This window comes from Lactiplantibacillus nangangensis (genome assembly GCF_005405065.1).
GTDB lineage: Bacteria > Bacillota > Bacilli > Lactobacillales > Lactobacillaceae > Lactiplantibacillus > Lactiplantibacillus nangangensis.
Window position 1 is genome coordinate 223,831 of the sequence record NZ_BJDI01000003.1, and the last position, 18,104, is coordinate 241,934.

Here is an 18,104-nt window from a genome sequence, read left to right on the forward strand (position 1 = left end):
AGTTAGTGCAATGCACGACTTTTAGGGAAAGTGAAGGCTTTAGAATGATTTATTTTGATAATAGTGCGACGACGCAAGCCGCACCAGCAGTGCTTGAGACTTATACCAAAGTCTCGCAAAAGATTTGGGGCAACCCTTCTAGTTTGCATAATTTTGGTGAGACGGCCTTCCATCTATTGGAACAATCGCGTCAACAAATTGCTGATTTAATTGGTGCTAAACCCAATGAAATCTTCTTCACGTCTGGTGGGACGGAAGGGGATAACTGGGTCGTTAAAGGCACCGCAATGGAAAAACGCACCTTTGGGAAACACTTGATCACCACGGCAGTTGAACATCCAGCCATTCACAACTCAATGGAACAGCTGAAAGACCTTGGTTTCGATGTCACGTATTTACCCGTTGACCATGAAGGCCGCATCTCCATTGATGATTTGAAAGCGGCCATTCGACCAGATACGATTTTGGTGTCGGTCATGGCTGTGAACAATGAAATTGGGACGATCCAACCGCTGACTGAAGTGGCGGACGTGTTGAAACGATATCCGAAGATTCATTTCCATATTGATGCAGTTCAAGGGATTGGTAAAGGCATTCAAGACATGATCATGAATGATCGGGTGGACTTCGTCACGTTCTCTGGTCATAAATTCCATGCGCCTCGTGGCATCGGCTTTATTTATGCGCGTCAAGGCCGAAAACTTGCACCATTAATGACTGGTGGCGGTCAGGAAAATAATTGGCGTTCAGGAACCGAAAATGTTCCCGCAATTGCCGGCATGGCAAAGGCGTTACGTTTGTTGCTCACGGATGAAGACGAAAAAGTCGCTCGTGAACGTGCTATCAAGCAACGGGTTTACGATCATATCAAGACCTTTCCAAAAGTAACGATCTTTAGTCAGCCAACGGCTAGTTTTGCACCGCATATCCTATGTTTCACAATCAACGGGGTGCGGGGCGAGACTATTGTGCATGCTTTTGAAGATCAAGGCATTTATATCTCCACCACGAGTGCTTGTTCGTCGAAGAAACATTTGGCGTCAAGTACGTTGATGGCAATGCATACGCCGGAAGCCGTGGCAACGAGTGCGATTCGGATTAGTTTAGATGAAAATAATACTTTAGCCGAAGCTGATGAATTTAACCGCGTTTTTGATGATCTTTATAAAAAGTTTTCTAAAATTAACGCTGACGCATAACTGAAAGGAACCTACGCATGCAATATACTGAAATAATGGTGCGTTACGGTGAACTCTCAACTAAAGGGAAGAACAAACGAAACTTTATTGATAGTTTAGGTCGTAACGTCCGCAAAGCACTGCACGATTTCCCAGAACTTAAAGTTCATGCCGATCGTGACCGGATGCATATCGCTTTAAATGGCGAAGATGCGACGAAGGTCATGGGACGGTTGAAGTTGGTTTTCGGGATTCAGAACTTCTCACCAAGTATTCGGGTGCCACAAGACATGGCAGCCGTTTATGAAACCGCAATTGAAATGGTGAAAGCACAGTTTGAACCAGGAATGACGTTTAAGGTCAACACGCGCCGTTCTGATCATAACTTTGAATACGACACGAATGCCATCAACGATATGTTAGGCGGTCAGATCTTAGACCACGTGGATGGGATTCAAGTTAAGATGAAGCAACCTGATATCGTCATTCGTGTTGAAGTCCGCCCTAATGGGATCTTCTTGTCGTCTGAAACGATTCAAGGTGCTGGTGGGTTGCCAGTTGGGACTGCCGGTAAAGGGATGTTAATGTTATCTGGTGGGATTGACTCACCTGTTGCTGGTTATCTCGGCATGAAGCGTGGCGTTGATATGGAAATGGTTCATTTCTTCAGTCCGCCATACACGAGTGAACAAGCCTTGGCTAAAGCCAAGCAACTAGCGTCAACTTTAGCAAGTTATTCAGGTAGTGTGAAATTCATCCAGATTCCATTTACTGAAATTCAAGAAGAAATCAAAGAAAAGGTCCCAGAAGGCTATTTGATGACGGTTCAACGTCGTTTGATGATGCGTTTGATGGATGCCATTACGCGTGAACGCCATGGTAAGGCCATTTTCAATGGTGAATCTTTAGGCCAAGTGGCTTCACAAACAATGGATAGCATGATTGCCATCAATGACGTGACAGCGTTACCTGTTTTACGACCAGTGATTTCAATGGACAAGACTGAAATCATCAAGATTGCCGAAGACATTGACACGTATAACTTGTCGATCATGCCTTTTGAAGACTGTTGTACAATTTTTGCGCCACCAGCACCAAAGACGCATCCAAAACTCGACCGTTCGCGGGCCTACGAGGAACGGATTGATGTCGAAGGCTTGATGGCACGCGCCATGGCTGGGATTAAGATTACCGAAATCAAGCCAGGTGAGAATTACATGAATGCACAGGAAGATGTGTTTGCGGAATTGCTTTAAAACAAGAGTGTTCGACGGCACGGGTTGCTGGTGAGCATTATCGTAGCTAGGGCATTATGTGGTGGTCTTTCCACATAGTGCCCTAGATGTGATAAGCGGAGCCCGCAGTGCCGTCGAACACGTTTCAGCAATCAAGGTGAGGGAGTGTTCTAGTCATCAGTATCATGCGGTTTGAGCATGGTGCTGGTGACGTAGCTAAGCGGAGGAAGCTGCCTCGTCGAACACGTTTCGGCAATCAAAGTAAAACGGTGGTCTAGCACTGTTTGTCGACGTTGCTACATTTCCCTAAACAAATCACAACGAAACTCGTTTCAGCTCAATCACTGAGACGAGTTTTTTTGTTCACCAAATAAAGTAGCGCAAATCATCATAATGATGATGAGAATATGCTAAGCTAATGCCAACGTTATAGCATTCTGGTGAAGGCGGTGAGTAGATGGACTTTCGAACCTTACTAAAACAATGTGCAACAAGTCAGACGCTCTTAATGGGTCATTTTGGTCTGGAACGAGAAGGCCAACGTGTGACAGCGACTGGTGATTTGGCTAGGACCGATTTTCCGCCAACCTTATCGCCAAATTCGACCCGGATTCAACGTGACTTTGCCGAAACGCAGCTAGAACTAGTTACGTCAGTCACGGCTTCTTTGGCAGCTTTATGGATGCAACTCCAGCAGGTTCATTTTGAAGCTCGCCAAGCGCTAACGGAAGGCGAGCTAATTTGGCCGTTAAGTCTACCACCCGCGTTACCGGTCAATGCTGAAAATATCACTATTGCCAAACTACCTGATCCGGCAGCGGTTGCTTATCGTCAACAGTTGGCAGTGCGCTATGGTCGGCGTCGTCAAATGATGTGTGGCACCCATTTTAATTATGAGTTTTCACCGCAACTGGTTCAGCAACTTTTTGCAGCGCAAACTGAGGAGACAAAAATCAGGACTTTTAAAGATAAGTTATACCTCAAAATGGCCCGAAATTACGCGCATTATCGTTGGTTAGTGACTTATTTAATGGGGGCGACGCCAGTCAGTGAGCCTCACTACTTTGAGTCCCAAACTGGTCCCCAAGAACCAGTTCGAAGTCTTCGCAATAGTCGATTTGGTTATACGAACCGGACCACTGTGTTGGTGTCGTATCGGTCTTTAGCCGTCTATTTGAGTGATATTGACCAATTGGTGGCCCGTGGTGAACTGGGTGCGGCGAAGGAATTCTATGCACCCGTGCGATTACGGGGTGGTCAGCAAGTTACAGAGCTAAAAACAACTGGCATTCAATATTTAGAGATTCGCAATCTTGATTTGAATCCGTTGGCAGCTAACGGCATCGACATCGCACAACTTAAGTTTTTACACTTATTCTTAATCACGATGTTGTGGTTAGATGAAGGTGTCGACGCTGATCAGTGGGTCACAGCGGGTGATCAGTTCAACGAGGTAGTTGCCCTCGGTACGCCGTTGTCGCAACCTGCGCGACTTCAAGAAGGGCAACGTTTACTGGCAGCGATGCGTGCCATTGTGATTCAATTTGGCTTGACGGGATTTGGTCCCATTTTAAAGACGGCGGCAGCCGCACTTACGCAGCCACAGTTAACACTCGCCGGGCAATGGTGGCACTTGATTGTCACGCACCCACAGGCTCAGGTTGCGACCAGGCTGGCACAGCAGTATCAACAGCTTACTTTACGGGAACGGTTGCACTAATTTGCCGAATTATAAAGTTATTGTTTGCGACTGCCCCGACTTTGCGGTACATTTGAAGCATACTAGTTAAACTAGTAATCGTTAGCTTAATCAAGTTATTGAAGGGGTGTTTGCTGTGCAAGTATTATTTCATGATCAGCCGTTAGATTTAGTTGGAGAACCCTTAGCAGATGGCGCTGAATTGCCAAAGTTTAAAGTGTTCACAACCCATAATGAGAAGCTCAAGACTAAAGATCTTTTAGGCAAGCCCGCGTTGATTAGTGTCATGCCCGATATCGATACTCGGGTCTGCTCCATTCAGACGAAAAAGTTCAATCAACAAGCCGACCAATACCCACATGTTCAATTCTTGGCCGTCTCGAATAACTCAATTGCGGATCAAGCTGGCTGGTGTGCCAAGGAAGGCGTCAAGAATTTGACGGTCGTTTCAGATGAAGAACTTTCCTTTGGTTATGCCACCAATTTATACTTGCCAAACAACGGCACGTTAGCTCGGGCCATTTACGTCGTGGATGCCGCTGGTAAGGTGGTTTATCACGAGATCGTGCCTGAAATGACGCATGAACCAAATTATGTGGCGGCCTTGGATGCTTTGGCACAATTTGAATAAGCATTGACGCCCAATTAGAAATTGATTACAATAGGAACATTCAAGCGATGAGCAAGAGAGTAACTTCAAGTTGCATCCTCAGAAAGAAAATGGTGCTGTAAGTTTTCGTTGCGGATTGAAGTGAAAGTAGCTTGCGAGCTGTTGGTCTGAAATTAGAGTAGGGCTGACCGGACGGATACACCGTTCGTTAACAATAATGTTTAAGTGTGAAGAGAGTTTCAGCGATATTGCCGAAACGTGCTTCAAAAGGCAGCGGCCTCCGCTTCGCTACGCCACTGATTAGATGCTAAAACCGCATCGAACCAGTGACTAGGCGATGCTCAGCAGCTGAGCGCCTTTTGAACCACTCTTTAAATTTAGGTGGTACCGCGAAGTCTATTCGTCCTAATGTCAATTTAGGAGAATAGGCTTTTTTCGTGCCAAAAATGAAAGGATGGACTCATATGTCAGAAGATTTAACCACTGATATGCCCACTAAGTATGACCCTACCGCCGTTGAAAAAGGCCGGTATCAAACTTGGTTGGACGAAGGCTTATTTAAGCCCTCAGGCGACAAGAAAGCACAACCTTACTCAATCGTTTTGCCCCCACCAAATGTTACTGGTAAGTTGCATTTAGGTCATGCTTGGGACACCACGTTACAAGATATCATCATTCGTCAAAAACGGATGCAAGGTTTTGATACGCTCTGGTTACCAGGGATGGACCACGCTGGTATCGCAACGCAAGCTAAGGTTGAAGCTAAGTTACGTGAACAAGGGATTAGCCGTTACGATTTAGGTCGTGAAAAGTTTGTCCAACAAGTTTGGGATTGGAAAGACGAATACGCCTCAATCATCAAGCAACAATGGGGCAAACTGGGCCTGTCACTCGACTATTCACGTGAACGCTTTACGATGGATAAAGGGTTGTCTGATGCCGTTAAGAAAGTTTTCGTGACCCTTTATAAGAAGGGCTTAATTTATCGCGGCGAATACATCATTAACTGGGATCCACAAGCTCGGACTGCTTTGTCAGATATCGAAGTTATTCATAAAGACGATAAGGGTGCCTTTTACCACGTCAAGTATCCATTCGCTGATAAAGACTACACGTTTAATGGCAAGCATTACATTGAAATTGCCACAACGCGTCCCGAAACGATGATGGGTGATACTGCGGTGGCCGTTAATCCTAGTGATGATCGCTATAAAGAGCTCGTTGGTAAAGAAGTCATCTTGCCATTGGCCGAACGTAAAATTCCAATTATTGCGGATGCATACGTTGATCCTGAATTTGGGACTGGAATGGTTAAAATTACGCCAGCTCATGACCCCAATGACTTCAAAGTCGGTAATCGCCATGATTTGAAACGGATCAACACGATGAATGAAGACGCCTCAATGAATGCTAATGCCGGTAAGTACGAAGGCTTAGATCGTTTTGCGGCTCGTAAAGCCATGGTCAAAGATTTACAAGACCAAGACTTGATGATTAAGATTGATCCAATCGTGCATAGTGTTGGTCATTCTGAACGGACTGGGGTTCAAGTTGAAGCACGCTTATCAACGCAATGGTTCGTTAAGATGAAGCCATTAGCTGAACAAGCCCTTAAAAATCAAAAGGGTGATGACAAAGTTAACTTCGTGCCGGATCGTTTTGAAGAGACTTTTAATCAATGGATGGAAAACGTGCATGATTGGGTTATTTCACGACAACTCTGGTGGGGACATCAAATTCCAGCTTGGTACAACAAGCAGACAGGTGAGACTTACGTTGACGTCGAACCACCAAAGGATATTGAAAATTGGGAACAAGACCCAGATGTTTTGGATACTTGGTTTTCAAGTGCCTTATGGCCATTTTCAACGATGGGTTGGCCAGATGAAAATGCCGAAGACTTTAAGCGCTATTTCCCAACCAATACGTTAGTCACCGGTTACGATATTATCTTCTTCTGGGTTTCACGGATGATGTTCCAAAGCCTTGAGTTTACTGGTCGGCGGCCATTTAAGAACGTCTTGCTACACGGTCTGATCCGTGACGAACAAGGTCGCAAGATGAGTAAATCCTTAGGTAATGGGATTGATCCAATGGATGTCATCAAGAAGTACGGTGCCGATGCCTTACGTTGGTTCTTATCAAATGGCTCCACGGCTGGTCAAGATGTTCGTTTCAGTTATACGAAGATGGACTCAGCCTGGAACTTTATCAACAAGATTTGGAATGCCAGTCGTTATGTCATCATGAACTTGGGTGACATGGACAAGCCAACCTTACCAGCCAAGTCAGAATGGACTTTAGCTGATAAATGGATCTTGAGCCGTTTGAATGCGACTGTTAAACAAGTGACAGATTGCTTCGAAAAGTTTGATTTTGGTGAAGCCGGTCGGGCCTTATATAACTTTATTTGGAACGATTTCTGTGACTGGTATATTGAAATGAGTAAAGCCGTTTTAACGGGTGATGATGCGCAAGCCAAAGCCAACACGCAAAATGTTTTGGCCTATGTTTTGGATCAAATGTTGCGGTTACTCCACCCAATCATGCCATTCGTGACTGAAAAGATTTGGTTATCGATGCCACACGTTGGTAAATCCTTGGTTGTTGCGGATTACCCAGTTGAACATGCTGAATTCGATGATGCCGCCGCTGAAAGCGATATGGCCTCATTGATTGAGTTGATCACGGCGGTTCGGAGTATTCGGGCCGAAGCCAACGCCAAGATGTCTTCAGCAGTGGACTTATTGATCAAGACGGATAGTGAACGGCTTCAAAACGTCTTCAAGACCAATGAAGATTATATTGACCGCTTCGCTCATCCAAAGACATTGTCGATTGGTGCCGATGTCGAAGCACCTAAATTAGCGATGACACAAGTGATCAGTGATGCAGAACTTTACATCCCATTGGCTGAATTAGTTGATTTGAATGAAGAAGTTAAGAAGCTTGAAAAAGAACAAGCTAAGTTTGAAAGTGAAGTTACGCGGGCCACTAAGAAGCTCGGTAATGAACGTTTCGTTGCGAACGCACCGGAAGATGTTGTAAACAGTGAAAAAGAAAAACTGGCTGATAATGAAAGCAAACTCGCTGCCACTAAGCAACGATTAGCTGATATTCAAGCTCAAGCTTAGACAAATCGAAAGTCTATCGAACCTACAAAGGGTTTGGTAGACTTTTTTGTCGTTCCATAGAAAAAATGGTAAAATATGTCATTGAAGTTTGGCTTGAGTCCACAATTGAATTGTATCTAAAGGTTGAAAGTTGATCATTGCCGCTTCCGGTTGTTGTTGATAACATGCGGCCGAGGGACCGGGTCAAGCCTGAGGAACGTTTTGCCCCTCGCCCGAAAGCTTTGCCAAGCCCGCAAATCTCCCGGCCGGTCCGTGGTGTAAGACCGGAAGATCACCGGTCAAACGCCACCTACACGTCCGATGCTATCAACAACAACCTACAGCTAGTTAACTGCTTTGAATGATTAGGCAATTGTGTAAATTTAGCTGAGCTGGTCAGAATTGGTGTACCGAGTGGGCAAAATCTGATTATGCCTGACGGAGTGGCGAGCCGTGTGAGATCGTTTTAGGTATAACTAACGTGAGTATTACTGGATTCACGGCAACTTTGATGATTTCAACTTTTAATTGTCATTGCAGATTGTGTTAAAAGGTAACTGTTATTCTTCCATGTTACTTAGTCTTTGTAGATACTGAATGATTCTGCAATTGAATTTGCATTGAAAAAGTTATCTAGCCGACCGGCAGGCGGAAAATAGCACTATGATTGCGGTTCAAGCTGTGACTAACGTGTTTTAAAGATCAATACCGAAATGACATAATCTTTGAAAGAGGAGCGATTTGATTGATTGAAAATTATGATCAGGCCTTGGCATTTATTCATGGCCGGACGAAATTTAAAAAGTTACCGACATTGGACCGGATGCGTCGATTCTTACAAGAACTCGGTGATCCGCAATTAAAAATTAATGGCATCCACGTTGCTGGGACGAATGGTAAAGGCTCTACGGTGGCTAACTTGCGTGAGTTATTTATGGCGGATGGCCTAACCGTGGGAACGTTTACGTCGCCATTTATTACCCGCTTTAATGAACGCATCAGTGTGGACGGGGAACCAATCAGTGATGATGACTTGGTCGCGTTGGTCCAAAAAGTTCAGCCAGTCGTGGCGAAGTTAGATGCGGAGTTGCCGACGGGTGGTCCAACTGAATTTGAAATTATTACGGCGATGATGTTTCTGTATTTTGCCACGCAACCCATTGATATTGCGATTGTGGAAGTCGGTTTAGGTGGCTTGTATGATTCAACAAACGTCTTCACACCCAAGGTTAGTGCCATTACGACGATCGGCTATGATCACATGCAAATTTTAGGTCATACGTTGACCGCGATTGCGGAACAGAAGGCCGGTATTATCAAGCCAAATGTTCCGGTAGTCGTTGGTAAATTACCCGCAGAAGCGCAAACGGTGATGGTCGCGACGGCGGCGAAACAACAGGCATCCCTACAAACGTTAGGCATCGACTTTCAGACGACATTGTTGCCGCCTCAAGGTTGGGAAGAACGGTTTAATTTTGATGATGAGCAGGATCATTTCAAAGGCTTGACCACGCCACTACTTGGTGACTATCAAGTGGACAATGCCGCGGTCGCACTGGCAGCCTACTTGACGTATCATCGTCAGGCCCAGTTGCCGGTCAATGTCCGTGACGTGCGCCAAGCATTAGCCAATACCAGTTGGCCGGGTCGTTTGGAACGGTTGAATGCGGAACCACTGATCTTGATTGATGGTGCTCACAATGAGCCTGCCGTGACGGAATTAGCGGCGACGCTTAAGGAACGCTTTGGTCAGCAGACGGTCTATGTGATTTTTGCGGTACTCGCTGACAAACAACATGATCAGATGATTCAGACGCTCGCGGCCTTGCCGAATGTGCGCCTATTGTTGACGAAATTTGCTGGGCCCAATCCTAAGCGCCAAGCGACGGATCCGGCAGCATTAGCAGCAGAGTTACCCGCACACTACGATGCCCCAGTTTTTGACGATTGGCAATCAGCGCTGGTGGCCGCGACTAATGAGATGTCGAGCGAAGATGTCCTGTTACTGACGGGCTCACTGTACTTTATTTCTGACGTACGGGCATATTTTAAAACGCAAGCTTAAGACGATTACGGAACTACCTATTAGATAGGGGGCTTTCGTATGAGTTTATTGACTGGTCGCACGGATGACCATGGGACACAGATCCATCAGCTGATTCAGACTTATTTCCAAGATTTCTTAGAACCAACCGCGGCGGCAACGGCGACACTGGCGTTTGAGGGTAGTTATCCAGCTGCCCAAGTGACAGAATGGTCACAACAACCGGCGAGTGATCCACTTTGGAACAGTTTACTGACCGCGTTACGTTGTGGTCGGTTGTTGCAACAACAGCCGCGCGTCGTTTTAGGGCAGATTTATGGGAGTCAGCAAATCGGTGAAGACTTGATGCATGACTTTGCTGGTTTAGCTCAAGAACAATTACTCTTGATTTGTTTGGATACGAAGAATCGGATTTTAAAGCGGCAGATCATTTTTCAGGGGACTTTGAATGCTTGTCCGGTTCATCCACGCGAGATTTTTCAGGCGGCCTTACTAACATCGACTGCCCGGGTCGTCGTTGCCCATAATCATCCAAGTGGGGATTGTGAGCCCTCGGCAAAAGATACAGAATTTACCGAACGGATGGCCGCTGGTGGGGCCTTACTCGGGTTACCGCTGCTAGATAGTTTTGTCGTTGGTGAGAACGATTACTTCAGTTTTGCCGAGCAAGGATTGTTAAATTGTAATACGGATTCAGAATAGATTGTGTTAAAATAACGGGGTTAGGGCGAGTGTTTTACTCGCGCTGATCGCGTTTTTTTGTTAAATTTTATCTAAGTTAAATAATGGGACTGTATTTTTTAATAGATTACGGTATGCTAGGATTCAGGCAGTATTTTTAATGCTGAGCTATTATGCTATAATACTTACTATTATGACTAATAAAAATTAAATTGTAATTGATGAAGGGATGAATGTAGTGTTCGGATTTGGGACAAAGAATATCGGGATCGATCTCGGTACTGCCAATACGATTGTGTACGTTGACGGCAAGGGAATCGTACTGCGTGAACCATCCGTAGTTGCGAAGAACACGAAGACTGGTGAAATCGTATCCGTTGGCTCAGACGCCCGTGAAATGATTGGACGGACCCCCGCAAGTATTGTGGCGATTCGACCAATGAAAGACGGCGTCATTGCGGATTACGATACGACCGTGGCAATGATGAAATACTTTATTCAAAAGACATTAGGTCGCTCAAACGGGAAGCCTTACGTCATGGTTTGTGTACCATCAGGCGTAACTGAAGTTGAAAAACGAGCAGTGATCGATGCGACTCGCGTGGCTGGTGCCCGTGATGCGTATGTTATCGAAGAACCATTTGCCGCAGCGATTGGGGCTGGCTTGCCAGTCATGGATCCAACCGGTAGCATGGTTGTTGATATTGGTGGCGGGACGACCGACGTGGCCACGATTTCTTTAGGTGGGATCGTTTCTAGTCGGTCAATTCGGATGGCTGGTGACAAGATCGATGATTCAATCATCTATCATGTCCGTCAAAAGTTTAACTTGTTGATCGGTGAACGAACCGCTGAACAGTTGAAGATGGACGTTGGCTCAGCCTCGATGGCGGCCGCTGAAGATCTTGACGGTTCAACGATTCGTGGCCGTGATCTCTTAACGGGTCTCCCAAAGACCGTTGAAATTTCAGCGACGGATGTCTCTGAAGCCATTCAAGAAATCGTTTCTGAAATTGTTTCTGCAATTAAAGAAACCTTGGAAGAAACCTCGCCAGAAATTGCTTCTGACGTGATTGACCACGGCATCGTCTTGACTGGTGGTGGCGCATTATTGAAGAATCTTTCCGAAGTAATTGCTGACGAAACCAAAGTGCCAGTCTTCATCGCAAACGAACCACTCGATTGTGTAGCGGTCGGAACCGGTGAATCACTTAAGAGCATTGATGTTATGAAAAAGCGATAACAGGTGAGCGGGAAGATGACTTCCCGCTTATTTATTGTTAAATCATTGAATTTTCGACCGGGGGTTCATTATGCAAAAGTTTTTTTCAAACCGTAAATTGGTTATTGCGATTATTATCCTAATTATCAGTTTCGGCCTGATGAGCGTTTCTGTCGCAATTCGAAACCGTAAATCTACACCGCCATTAGTTCAACAATTTGGGAACGACGTTGCGGGTGCGATTGATCGGGTCGTCGCCTTACCTGTAAACGGGTTGCAAAGTGCGACAACTTCAGTTTCAGATTTGCTAAACACTTATCAAGAAAACCAGAAGTTAAAGAAACAAGTTGACCAATTGGCACAGGCTAAGGTCAATGCACAGACCGCAACTGCGGAAAATAAGCAATTGCGGAAAGAACTAAAGTTAAACCAATCATTGTCCGATTACACCGCCGTGACGGCGAATGTGTTAACGCGGACACCATCGTCATGGATGAACCAGTTAGTGATCTCCAAAGGGGCCACTGCAGGTGTCAAGAAGAACATGCCAGTGATGTCACAGTCTGGGTTGATCGGTCGGGTGGTCGAAGTAAACCAGACCAATTCGAAGGTTGAATTGATTTCAAATACGAGCTCGTCTGCGGATAAGTTTGCGATTCAAGTCACCAATTCAGCTGGTAAGACGGTCAATGGGATCGTGACTGGTTTTGACAAGAGCGACAACTATATCCAGATGGGTTCAGTGACGTCGTCAGTTAAGATTAAAAAAGGCGATAAAGTCGTGACGAGTGGCTTGGGTGGTTTAACACCTAAAGGCTTGTATGTTGGAACTGTCGCTAAAATCAAACAAGATGATTATGGGCTGGCTTCTGAAGTTGAAATCAAACCGGCAGCCGACCTAACTGACTTAACTGTCGTGACGGTCGCTGAACAATAGGGAGGGTCAACTTTGAAATCACGTTTAAGAATTATCTTCCCAATTGGCTTATTTCTAGCCTTGTTTTTGGATGGGTCATTATCGAATGTGTTTGCGGGGAGTCTGTTTAAATACCCCTATTCGAGTGTGTTACACCTCGTATTGATGTGGATCATCTTTGCGGTCTTTTTGGACGATCGTGATGAGTTACCGATTCTAGCTTGGTCAGCCTTTGCGGGACTAGTTTTTGACTGGTTTTACACAGGGGTCTTCGGGGTCTACGTGGTGGCATTGCCATTAATCGTCTATTTATGCCGTCAAATCAAGCCTTGGTTGGACTTGAATTTCTTGACGCTACTAATGGTCTATATCATTAACTTAACCATCGTCGAGGCCTTCGTCTATACTTGGTATTTGATGAGTAAGGTGATCACGAGCAATTTAGCCGACTTTGCGGTTTATACGCTTGGACCAACGATTGCGGTTAATTTAGCAATCTTCGTTATTTTATATTATCCAATGCGGCAGTTGTATCTAAGAGTTGAGTAGTCGGTAGAAAGGAATTCGAACATGCAGCAAAGTGTGATTTTAAAAGCCAGTAGTGATGGCTATGAATTAATCTTTCGGCAAGCCGCCAGTTTTGACGCAATTATGGTCGATTTGAAGACCTTGCTCGACCGGCTACAAGTTGACAATACGACTGATAAACAGATCTCTTTTGATATGGACACCGAGAGCCGGTTGTTGACGGCTGAACAGAATCAAAAAGTAACGCAATTAGTGAACCGTTACCCCTTATTTAGTATCCACAAGTTGGCAGCAAACGTGATTTTAACCGCGGACGCGTTAGCCATGGTGGAACGGAATACGGTGCATTTGGTCAATCAGATCATTCGTAATGGACAAGTCTTAGAAGTCACCGGAGATGTGTTATTCTTCGGTAAAATTCATGAAGGCGGCGTCTTACGTGCCACTGGCAGTATTTTTGTGATGGGGGAAGTCGCTGGCGCTTTAGAGGCTGGCTTCCCAGATCATAATGATGCGGCGATTGTGAGTGATTTATCGACCGTGCCCCGCGTACGAGTTGGGGAACTGATGGAATTAGTCGACAAAGAAAAAATCGTGGCCGGGACGAATGTCGTTTATATTAACGATATTCAAGCCCTCGACTATGTTCCGTTAACGCAATTAAAACGGGTCCGGCCAAAATTATTTACGCGGAATGGAGGACGTCTTTAATGGGAAAAGCAATTGTGGTCACCTCTGGTAAGGGTGGCGTTGGTAAAACGACCACGACCGCCAATCTTGGCACGGCTTTGGCCTTAATGGGCAAAAAGGTTTGTCTGGTCGATTTAGATATTGGCTTACGAAACTTGGATGTGATCTTAGGCTTAGATAACCGAATCTTGTATGATATCGTGGATGTCGTCGAGAATCGCGCCCAGATTCGCCAAGCTTTAGTTAAGGATAAGCGATTTGATGATCTTTTATTCTTGTTACCAGCCGCGCAAAATGCGGATAAGGATTCCTTGAATCCGGACCAAGTTAAGGCAGTGGTTGATGAATTAAAACCAGATTTTGATTATATCTTGTTAGATTGTCCAGCTGGGATCGAACGGGGCTTTATGAATGCGATTGCTGGGGCCGATGCCGCGATTATCGTGTCAACGCCAGAAATCTCAGCCATTCGGGATGCCGATCGGGTCGTCGGGTTATTGGAACAATATCCATTAGCCGAAGCACCTAAATTGGTGATCAACCGGATTCGCCGGCGGATGATGCAAGATGGTGAAACGATGGACATCGATGAGATTACCCATCATTTGTCAATTGATCTGTTAGGAATCGTTTTTGATGATGATGCGGTCATTCGGACTTCCAATAATGGAGAACCAATCGTGTTAGATCCTAAGAATCCAGCTGCGCAAGGTTATCGTAATATTGCGCGTCGAATCGAGGGTGAGACCGTGCCATTGATGAATCTTGAACAACAAAAACCGGGCGTCTGGTCACGAATTGCTGGTATTTTTCATCGAAATAACTAAAAAACGCTTGACGAGTGACCAGGTTTTGGTTATTATGAGAGCAACATTAAAAAACAGAGAACAGAAGAGTAGTTGGTTAAGCGTTGAACAGAGAGTCGACGAAGCTGAAAAGTCGATCAGGTTTAAACAACGAAACACATCTGTGAGTTGAATGGCTGAATTAAGTAAGCTGTTTCGGTTGGCCTCGTTAGCGGCGGAGTTTAGTGATAAACTCGCTGAGTTCAGTTGCGTGAGCAATTGATAAACATGAGGTGGCACCGCGATGAAATCGTCCTCTTAGGCTTTAGGCCTAGGGACGATTTTTTTGTGCTTTTATCACTAAACTCCCTGAGGCAGTAACTGTGAAGTTGCTGCGAAGTGAGGTGGCACCGCGCATAGACGTCCTCTTGAGAACTTTTCTCAAGGGGACTTTTTTGTTACTGTGATAAAAATTAGGAGGGATTGCAGATGCACTATATTTTAGAAATTTTGCCATCATTATTATCAGGCGCCGGCATGACGCTTCAGATTTTCCTTTGGACGTTGATTGGGTCATTACCATTAGGATTGATTTTAAGCTTAGGATTAATTTCCAAGATCAAACCGTTACAATGGCTGATTAATTTCTACGTCTGGTTAATGCGGGGCACGCCATTGCTGTTACAATTGATCTTCGTCTTCTATGGCTTGCCACTGATTGGGGTTGTCTTCCCACGCTACGAAGCCGCGCTGTTTGCCTTTATTTTAAATTATGCGGCATACTTCGCCGAAATCTTCCGGGGCGGCTTACAATCGATTGATAATGGGCAATATGAAAGTGCTCGGGTCCTTCGCTTGAGTTACAGTCAAACGATTCGTAAAATTGTGATTCCGCAAGTGGTCAAAATCGTGATCCCATCAGTTGGGAATGAAGTCATCAACTTGATCAAGGATTCATCGTTGGTTTACGTCATCGGGATTGGTGATCTGTTACGGGCCGGAAATGTGGCAACGGCACGCGATGTCACTTTAGTTCCGCTGGTCTTAGTTGCCGTGCTCTACTTGCTATTGACGGCCGTGACGACCTTCATTTTACGTAAAGTTGAAAAACGCTATAGTTATTGGAAATAAGGAGGGCACAACATGTTAGAACTTAAAAATATCACAAAAAGTTTTGGTGATCGGACCATCATCAACAAATTGAGTTTGACCGTTAAAGATGGCGAAATCTTAAGTATTGTGGGCCCTTCTGGGGCTGGTAAAACCACTTTGTTACGTTGTATCACTGGTCTAGAACAAGTTGACAGTGGCGACTTCTTAGTCGATGGTAAAGCCTTTGATCCTTATACAAACCGGACTAACGATAGTGTGATCGGGGTCGTTTTCCAAAACTTTGAGTTGTTTCCACATTTAACGGTGCGTCAAAATATCACTTTGGCCCCAACGATGGTTTTAAAACAGAGCGAGTCAGAAGCTAAGGCTGCGGCCAATAAATTGTTAGATCGCCTGAATTTAGGCGACCACGGTGAACAATATCCGTATCAATTATCCGGTGGTCAACAACAACGGGTTGCGATTGCACGGGCGCTAGCGATGAAGCCGAACGTGTTATGTTACGACGAACCAACTTCAGCGTTGGATCCTAACCTTCGTCAAGAAGTCGAAAAGTTGATTTTAGGCCTGAAAGCAGACGGCATGACGCAAATCGTAGTCAGTCATGATTTGACCTTTGCAGAAAATATCGCGGATGAGATGTTACACGTTGAACCTAACCAAACGAAATAGGAGGGGATTGCATGAAAAAAAGATTACTTTCGATTAGCTTTCTCTTCATCGTTTTGTTTGGCTTGGCTAGTACGCTAAGTGGTTGCGAAAATGTGACGACTAGAGCTGATACCCAAGACACGTGGTCGAAAATTAAGAAGCAGGGAACGGTTGTCATTGGCTTGGACGATAGTTTCGTGCCAATGGGGTTCCGGGAAAAATCTGGGAAACTTGTGGGTTATGACATTGATCTAGCACGCGCTGTCTTCAAACTCTATGGGGTGAAGGTCAGCTTCCAGACGATTGATTGGTCCATGAATGCGACCGAGTTACGGAATGGGACGATTGATTTGATTTGGAACGGGTACACGAAGAATCCGCAACGGGAAAAAGTCGTGGCTTTTAGCAATACTTATTTGAAGAACAAACAAATCCTAGTTTCTTTGAAGAAGAATCATATCAAGTCCTTTAACGATATGAGCGGTAAAACGCTCGGTGTGCAGTCAGGATCCTCTGGTTATGAATCATTGGAAAATAATCCAAAGTTATTGAAGGATAAAATTGCCAAGAAGACGCCGGTACAATATGATACCTTTACCAATGCGTTTTTGGATTTGAATGCTGGCCGGATTCAAGGACTACTGATTGATAGCGTTTATGCGAACTATTACATCAAACATGAAGCTAATTCAGCCGACTACCAAGAAACCCAAGGGACGTTCGATTCAGAAGATTTTGCGGTGGGGATGCGTAAAGGCGATAAGACCATGCAAGCTAAAATCAATGCTGGTTTGAAGACGTTGAAGGCCAATGGGACTTTAGCTAAAATCAATCACAAGTGGTTTGGCGATCAGCAGGTTGAAAATTAAGGCGAATGCTTGAATCGGTCAATTTGAAGGACGACATTAAAAGGTCGTCTTTTTTGTTAGGGAAAAAGTGACTTGTAGGTTATACTTAATCACAATCAAGGAAATCTAAGCATAAGGGCGGTATTGCCGGTTATGGCAAATGTATGAGATTGACCTGTATGAAAACGCAGCTGGAAACAGCGAAATTAGAGATTACCTTGAAAAAATTAATGGGAGTCGACAAAGGGATGACCAAAAAGTTTTAAAAAAGCTTATTTATCAGATGCAGTTGCTTTCGAGGCTAGGTCCCAATTTAACTGAACCGAATGCAAAGCGTCTGAAGGGTTATCGCTATTCTATTATGGAACTACGGCCGTTGCCAGAACGAGTGTTTTATGCTGCTTGGGGCAAAGAAAGCTATGTGTTATTACATCACTATACCAAGCGACAGAATAGAACCGATATTCGTGAAGTTGAACGTGCTTTAAAAAACTTAGATGATTGGCTTGCAAGAAAGGCTCGTGATTAAATGACCAATTGGCAGGACTTTAAAAAACAATTAGATGATGTTTCTGAAGGTGAGCGGATGTTGCTCGAGACTTTTGCAAATCTTGTTGCAACTCGAATCCAACGCAAAATTTCAGCCGATGAAATGGCTCGGCGCTTGGCAATCTCATCAACTGCGCTAACCAAATTAGAAGGGCTTGATCAGCCATTAACGGTTGCGACTTTAAGTCAGTATGCGGCCGCTTTAGGGGTGACGATTGACTTATCAGTCGTTTCAGCGTAAA

General features: G+C 44.9%; 17 protein-coding genes and 2 other annotated features. All 17 genes read left to right on the plus strand.

The window, feature by feature from the left end:
* The first annotated feature begins 44 nt into the window (after positions 1-44).
* The 17 genes from FFM70_RS04355 to FFM70_RS04435 all read left to right on the plus strand — a co-directional run bounded on the left by FFM70_RS04355 (position 45) and on the right by FFM70_RS04435 (position 18,103).
* Positions 45-1,199 (plus strand): cysteine desulfurase family protein, encoded by a 1,155-nt coding sequence (locus tag FFM70_RS04355; RefSeq protein ID WP_137615624.1) that lies wholly within the window; start codon positions 45-47, stop codon positions 1,197-1,199.
* Positions 1,200-1,216: 17 nt separating this feature from the next.
* Positions 1,217-2,434 (plus strand): tRNA uracil 4-sulfurtransferase ThiI, encoded by a 1,218-nt coding sequence (gene thiI / locus FFM70_RS04360; protein WP_137615625.1) that lies wholly within the window; start codon positions 1,217-1,219, stop codon positions 2,432-2,434.
* Between the two features lie 436 nt (positions 2,435-2,870).
* On the plus strand, positions 2,871-4,133 hold the full coding sequence (locus FFM70_RS04365; RefSeq protein ID WP_137615626.1) for a hypothetical protein: 1,263 nt from the start codon (positions 2,871-2,873) through the stop codon (positions 4,131-4,133).
* A 115-nt stretch (positions 4,134-4,248) separates the two neighbouring features.
* Positions 4,249-4,743 (plus strand): thiol peroxidase, encoded by a 495-nt coding sequence (tpx, locus tag FFM70_RS04370; RefSeq protein WP_137615627.1) that lies wholly within the window; start codon positions 4,249-4,251, stop codon positions 4,741-4,743.
* A gap of 38 nt (positions 4,744-4,781) precedes the next feature.
* Positions 4,782-5,133: a binding site (T-box leader), on the plus strand.
* A gap of 53 nt (positions 5,134-5,186) precedes the next feature.
* Positions 5,187-7,856: a valine--tRNA ligase gene (locus tag FFM70_RS04375; protein WP_137615628.1), complete on the plus strand. Its 2,670-nt coding sequence runs from the start codon at positions 5,187-5,189 to the stop codon at positions 7,854-7,856.
* A 724-nt stretch (positions 7,857-8,580) separates the two neighbouring features.
* Entirely contained in the window at positions 8,581-9,900 is a 1,320-nt protein-coding gene (locus FFM70_RS04380) for a bifunctional folylpolyglutamate synthase/dihydrofolate synthase (RefSeq protein ID WP_137615629.1), read from the plus strand.
* Positions 9,901-9,939: 39 nt separating this feature from the next.
* Positions 9,940-10,581 carry a JAB domain-containing protein gene (locus FFM70_RS04385; RefSeq protein WP_137615630.1) on the plus strand — a complete coding sequence of 214 codons (642 nt, stop codon included), beginning with the start codon at positions 9,940-9,942 and terminating at the stop codon, positions 10,579-10,581.
* Between the two features lie 217 nt (positions 10,582-10,798).
* Positions 10,799-11,803, plus strand: a complete 1,005-nt coding sequence (locus FFM70_RS04390) for a rod shape-determining protein (RefSeq protein ID WP_137615720.1) — start codon at positions 10,799-10,801, stop codon at positions 11,801-11,803.
* 70 nt (positions 11,804-11,873) lie between these two features.
* On the plus strand, positions 11,874-12,719 hold the full coding sequence (gene mreC / locus FFM70_RS04395; RefSeq protein ID WP_137615631.1) for a rod shape-determining protein MreC: 846 nt from the start codon (positions 11,874-11,876) through the stop codon (positions 12,717-12,719).
* A 12-nt stretch (positions 12,720-12,731) separates the two neighbouring features.
* Positions 12,732-13,247: a rod shape-determining protein MreD gene (gene mreD, locus FFM70_RS04400; RefSeq protein ID WP_137615632.1), complete on the plus strand. Its 516-nt coding sequence runs from the start codon at positions 12,732-12,734 to the stop codon at positions 13,245-13,247.
* A 21-nt stretch (positions 13,248-13,268) separates the two neighbouring features.
* Positions 13,269-13,937: a septum site-determining protein MinC gene (locus FFM70_RS04405; protein WP_137615633.1), complete on the plus strand. Its 669-nt coding sequence runs from the start codon at positions 13,269-13,271 to the stop codon at positions 13,935-13,937.
* Positions 13,937-14,743: a septum site-determining protein MinD gene (minD, locus tag FFM70_RS04410; protein WP_137615634.1), complete on the plus strand. Its 807-nt coding sequence runs from the start codon at positions 13,937-13,939 to the stop codon at positions 14,741-14,743. Before FFM70_RS04405 ends, minD begins: the two co-directional genes overlap by 1 nt.
* A gap of 47 nt (positions 14,744-14,790) precedes the next feature.
* Positions 14,791-15,022 (plus strand) — a binding site (T-box leader).
* A gap of 168 nt (positions 15,023-15,190) precedes the next feature.
* Positions 15,191-15,832 (plus strand): amino acid ABC transporter permease, encoded by a 642-nt coding sequence (locus FFM70_RS04415; protein WP_137615635.1) that lies wholly within the window; start codon positions 15,191-15,193, stop codon positions 15,830-15,832.
* 12 nt (positions 15,833-15,844) lie between these two features.
* Positions 15,845-16,486, plus strand: coding sequence for an amino acid ABC transporter ATP-binding protein (locus tag FFM70_RS04420; RefSeq protein ID WP_137615636.1), 642 nt, complete (start codon positions 15,845-15,847; stop codon positions 16,484-16,486).
* A gap of 11 nt (positions 16,487-16,497) precedes the next feature.
* On the plus strand, positions 16,498-17,334 hold the full coding sequence (locus FFM70_RS04425) for an amino acid ABC transporter substrate-binding protein (RefSeq protein WP_137615637.1): 837 nt from the start codon (positions 16,498-16,500) through the stop codon (positions 17,332-17,334).
* A gap of 139 nt (positions 17,335-17,473) precedes the next feature.
* On the plus strand, positions 17,474-17,842 hold the full coding sequence (locus FFM70_RS04430; RefSeq protein WP_137615638.1) for a type II toxin-antitoxin system RelE/ParE family toxin: 369 nt from the start codon (positions 17,474-17,476) through the stop codon (positions 17,840-17,842).
* Positions 17,843-18,103 (plus strand): helix-turn-helix domain-containing protein, encoded by a 261-nt coding sequence (locus tag FFM70_RS04435; RefSeq protein ID WP_137615639.1) that lies wholly within the window; start codon positions 17,843-17,845, stop codon positions 18,101-18,103.
* Position 18,104: the final 1 nt, after the last annotated feature.

Excerpts from the sequence above, each read along its gene's own strand:
- thiI (WP_137615625.1), top strand. The coding sequence starts at position 1,217 with ATGCAATATACTGAAATAATGGTGCGTTACGGTGAACTCTCAACTAAA.
- FFM70_RS04365 (WP_137615626.1), top strand. The coding sequence starts at position 2,871 with ATGGACTTTCGAACCTTACTAAAACAATGTGCAACAAGTCAGACGCTC.
- FFM70_RS04425 (WP_137615637.1), top strand. The coding sequence starts at position 16,498 with ATGAAAAAAAGATTACTTTCGATTAGCTTTCTCTTCATCGTTTTGTTT.
- FFM70_RS04435 (WP_137615639.1), top strand. The coding sequence starts at position 17,843 with ATGACCAATTGGCAGGACTTTAAAAAACAATTAGATGATGTTTCTGAA.
- FFM70_RS04405 (WP_137615633.1), top strand. The coding sequence starts at position 13,269 with ATGCAGCAAAGTGTGATTTTAAAAGCCAGTAGTGATGGCTATGAATTA.
- FFM70_RS04375 (WP_137615628.1), top strand. The coding sequence starts at position 5,187 with ATGTCAGAAGATTTAACCACTGATATGCCCACTAAGTATGACCCTACC.
- FFM70_RS04355 (WP_137615624.1), top strand. The coding sequence starts at position 45 with ATGATTTATTTTGATAATAGTGCGACGACGCAAGCCGCACCAGCAGTG.
- minD (WP_137615634.1), top strand. The coding sequence starts at position 13,937 with ATGGGAAAAGCAATTGTGGTCACCTCTGGTAAGGGTGGCGTTGGTAAA.
- FFM70_RS04420 (WP_137615636.1), top strand. The coding sequence starts at position 15,845 with ATGTTAGAACTTAAAAATATCACAAAAAGTTTTGGTGATCGGACCATC.
- FFM70_RS04385 (WP_137615630.1), top strand. The coding sequence starts at position 9,940 with ATGAGTTTATTGACTGGTCGCACGGATGACCATGGGACACAGATCCAT.
- mreC (WP_137615631.1), top strand. The coding sequence starts at position 11,874 with ATGCAAAAGTTTTTTTCAAACCGTAAATTGGTTATTGCGATTATTATC.
- FFM70_RS04430 (WP_137615638.1), top strand. The coding sequence starts at position 17,474 with ATGTATGAGATTGACCTGTATGAAAACGCAGCTGGAAACAGCGAAATT.
- FFM70_RS04415 (WP_137615635.1), top strand. The coding sequence starts at position 15,191 with ATGCACTATATTTTAGAAATTTTGCCATCATTATTATCAGGCGCCGGC.